Genomic DNA, 3,497 nt, shown 5'->3' with positions numbered 1-3,497 from the left:
ATTCAAACGCACTTCCGCATCGTATCGCCACCGGTTCTATGGTCTCGCCCGGGTCCGATAAGGTCCATTCTGACAACTGCGCGAATGCCGCGAAGGCTTGCTGGTACCGCTTTCCTGTCCTTTCCTGTCCCCGCGCCGCGGCCCGGCGTGGGCAAGACTCACCTCGCGGTCGGCCTTGGCCTGCGCGCAATCGAACGCGGCTACCGCGTACTGTTCACGACGGCCGCGGCGATGATCGCCAGCCTGACCAAGGCGCTCGGCGAAGGTCGGCTGGAAGAGAAGCTCAAGTTCTACTCCGTGCCGCGGCTGCTGGTCGTCGACGAGATCGGCTACCTGCCCATCGACCGCACAGGAGCCAACCTGTTCTTCCAGCTCGTCAGCCGCCGCTACGAGCGCGGGCCGATGATCCTGACCAGCAACCAGAGCCTCGGGAGCTGGGGCGACGTGTTCGGAGACCGCGTGATCGCCACCGCCATCCTGGACCGGCTGCTGCACCACGCGATCACGCTCAACATCCGCGGCAATTCTTACCGGCTAAAGGACAAGCTCAAGGCCGGCTTGGTTCAAGAGGCAGAGGCGCAGCAGTGAAACTGAGGGTGGGGAATTTTCAGTTCCCATACCTGGGGAATTTTGGGTTCCCGTTGACACACGATCTCGATCGGCGGCGTCGGCGCCGCCGCCATCGGCGCCGCGATCACCTTGACCGGCACCAGTTTCGGGACGGTGACGACGCCGCGACGGCGCCGCAGCCAGAATCGCAACGTGCTCAGCGACATCGGCCTGGTTCGGGCGAAGGCTGCGGCGGACTGGCCACTGCGATCAAAGGCGGCCAGGATCGCGGCGATCTCTTGGGCGGTACGGGTACGGCGGATACGACGTTTCGGCTTGGGCATGGCGAACCTCCTGGTCCGCATTTTCGCAGGACGCCGCCGGGCCGCGGAAGGCGGGGACTATCGGACGTTTACGGTCAGGCGGCCGTCAGGCCAGACGCGACTGGCCGAACGGATACGGCAGAACTGGCTCATGGAATGGTTCGCTTCGGAAGGGGGAACGTCGCTCACACTCGCCGACCAGGGCGGCCACACGGCTTCTCGTGGAGCCGGACGGCGTGATTGATGCAGCCGTACAAGAAAAGGACGCTCAAGACCTGCAACCGTTTAGCGATGGTCGGAAATCGCTGAGGCCAATACGCGGGATTCTCCAGTTACTTTTCGAGCGCGCAGAACTCGTCGCACCCATCACCGGAACTGGTGTTGGAATCGTCGCACGCCTCGTTGCAGCCGACGGTTCCATCGCCGCACGCGCACGCCTCCACTCGTAGCGACGCTGCCCATGCTGTAGGTCCAGGCAATCCCGCCGCGGCATTCAAGATCGTCTGCTCACCGGGCGAACAATAAACAGCCACGACTCGAAGGTCCGAGGCCTCAATGCACTCGTCATCCATCCCGCAAGAAGCGCTAGATTGACAAGCCAAGGTAGACGGCGCCGTGCGGCACAAAGTGGTGAACGAAGCTGATTCTCCATTGCGAGAGATCTTATGTTCGAAGCATGGAAGGTCCATGTTAGGCACGCACGGACCAGCTGCAAGGCAATCTGAATCAGTAGCGCATAGGCGCTCGGGGGCGGCCGCGCACTCGCCGAGACGAGTGGTGGCACATTCCTCCCCTGATGATGTCCCGCAAATATGGTCGTCGTTTACGCAATCATTGGGCTTCAACTGTTGCATTGAAAGCATATCGGCCACGCAGGAAACGCCCTCTGCGCAATCCGCGTTGCTGAAGCACGATAATCCACTCGCATCACCACATATGCCGCAGTGACACCAATAGCCGCAGCTAATTGGCTGATCCGGCGCTGCAGCACAGGGCCCAACGTCTCCGCATTCAGCGTTACTAGCACATGGAAGCGAGGTATCTGCCACGCAGCGCATGCAATCAGCGTTGCTAGAGCACGACTGCTCGTTATCTACACATTTACCTGTGCCTCGCGATGGATGAGAAGCAGCATCACCACCCGAGCAGGCAAACTGCGCCGTCCTCTCGATCGAGTCTGTTGTCGCGTTGAGTCTAAACGGCACAGAGTTCACGAACTGGCTTGGTGTCGGTGGGCAACCGTACGAAGTTCCGCCAAACTCGGGATGAACTGCATCGACTATACATACCAACCCGTTGTTACTGCCTCCGACGCACGTCGAAGCGTCGCCGATAGAAGGATCTTCTTCCGGCGCGCCGCACCGCGGACATGGTTGGTCGAGTGATATGCCAAGATGGCTTCGACGGCGCAGTACGGCATCCCACCGGAGGTTCCCAGTACTGACGTCGAACATCCCGTTCATCTCGGAGTCAAAATACGTGACGACACAAACGGGATTTCCGGCCAAAGAGAGTGGAGTCGGTGGGCCCAGCAAATGGACACATGGGCTGCTACAATCTGCATTGCTCGTACAAGTGTCATGCGATGATAGGCAGCGCCGCGGTGAGGTGGGTCCTACGATGTCGCAGGCTGTGTCAGCTTGGCAATCGCAGGTAGACTGGCACTTGCCGTCGTCGCAGTCTGCGTTCGAGGTACACGTAGATCCATCGCCCGCACAGCGCTTGGCGACCGCGGCACCGAATAGGTCTCCTCTCGGCAGTGTGACGCCATGAGCTTTGCCGGTCCAGCCGCTGTCCATTACGCCACCATCGGTCGCCGAGAATGCGAAGGATGAGCAGGGCGCACACGAGCACGTAAGGGCCGTCGCCAAGCCGACTGCAGCACGCAGGATGCTCAAAGCGTCGGTTGCCGTGATTCCGGAAGGTGCAGTGACATCGCAAACGCATGGCGTGACGTCACACGACGGCAAGCCAACGGCAGCCTTCAGGGCGACCAAAGAGTCGGACGCCGTCGGTTGAGATCCCGCTGAGACCGGCTGACCGCATTTCAGAACTGCGCTAGCGCCGGTGGATGCAAACGCCGCGCTCAAAAGCAGCAACAGGGTTACGAACGTGACGGTCAGCGAATGATTCGAAGTGAATTTCCGGCGCATTTTTTTCTGCCTTGTATTAGCTCAGAGACACTCCTAACATACCCGCCGTCCCGCTACTATTGTGACCTGCCCCCCGTTTCACGTCCGGGAGTTATGCCAGTCCCGCGGTCATTGTTTCTCCAGTTAGCGGTCGTCGGAATTGCCTCCGGTACTCATCCGGCGTGAGCTTTCCAAGCGATCCGTGGGGTCGTTCCGTGTTGTACTCCCGTCTCCATCCCTCGATCACGATGCGCGCCTCTCGCAGGCTCGCAAACCAGTTCTCGTTCAGACATTCGTCGCGCAATCGGCCGTTGAAACTCTCGACGTAGCAGTTCTGCGTCGGCTTGCCTGGGCGGATAAGACATTCAAACGCACTTCCGCATCGTATCGCCACCGGTTCTATGGTCTCGCCCGGGTCCGATAAGGTCCATTCTGACAACTGCGCGAATGCCGCGAAGGCTTGCTGGTACCGCTTTCCTGTCCTTTCCTGTCC

At 60.3% G+C, this 3,497-nt stretch carries 3 protein-coding genes; 1 reads left to right on the top strand and 2 read right to left on the bottom strand.

What is annotated here, in order from left to right:
• The coding region (locus tag VEC57_03130) for an ATP-binding protein (protein HYB98108.1) at window positions 1-588 on the top strand (588 nt) is incomplete at its 5' end.
• On the opposite strand, the gene VEC57_03125 is transcribed toward VEC57_03130, so the two are convergent.
• Window positions 564-893: a hypothetical protein gene (locus VEC57_03125; protein HYB98107.1), complete on the bottom strand. Its 330-nt coding sequence runs from the start codon at window positions 891-893 to the stop codon at window positions 564-566. The two genes, VEC57_03130 and VEC57_03125, sit on opposite strands and share 25 nt — an antisense overlap.
• 2,223 nt (window positions 894-3,116) lie before the next feature.
• Window positions 3,117-3,497, bottom strand: a 381-nt coding sequence (locus VEC57_03120; protein ID HYB98106.1) for a transposase, incomplete at its 5' end; no start/stop codon positions are given.

The sequence above is a fragment of the Candidatus Limnocylindrales bacterium genome, assembly GCA_035626395.1.
Classification (GTDB): Bacteria; Desulfobacterota; Binatia; order UBA1149; family CAITLU01; genus DASPNH01.
This window is presented reverse-complemented; position numbering and strand designations above follow the sequence as displayed.

Bases quoted from the DNA above. Each gene is read 5' to 3' on its own strand.
- VEC57_03125 (HYB98107.1), bottom strand. From the start codon at position 893: ATGCCCAAGCCGAAACGTCGTATCCGCCGTACCCGTACCGCCCAAGAG.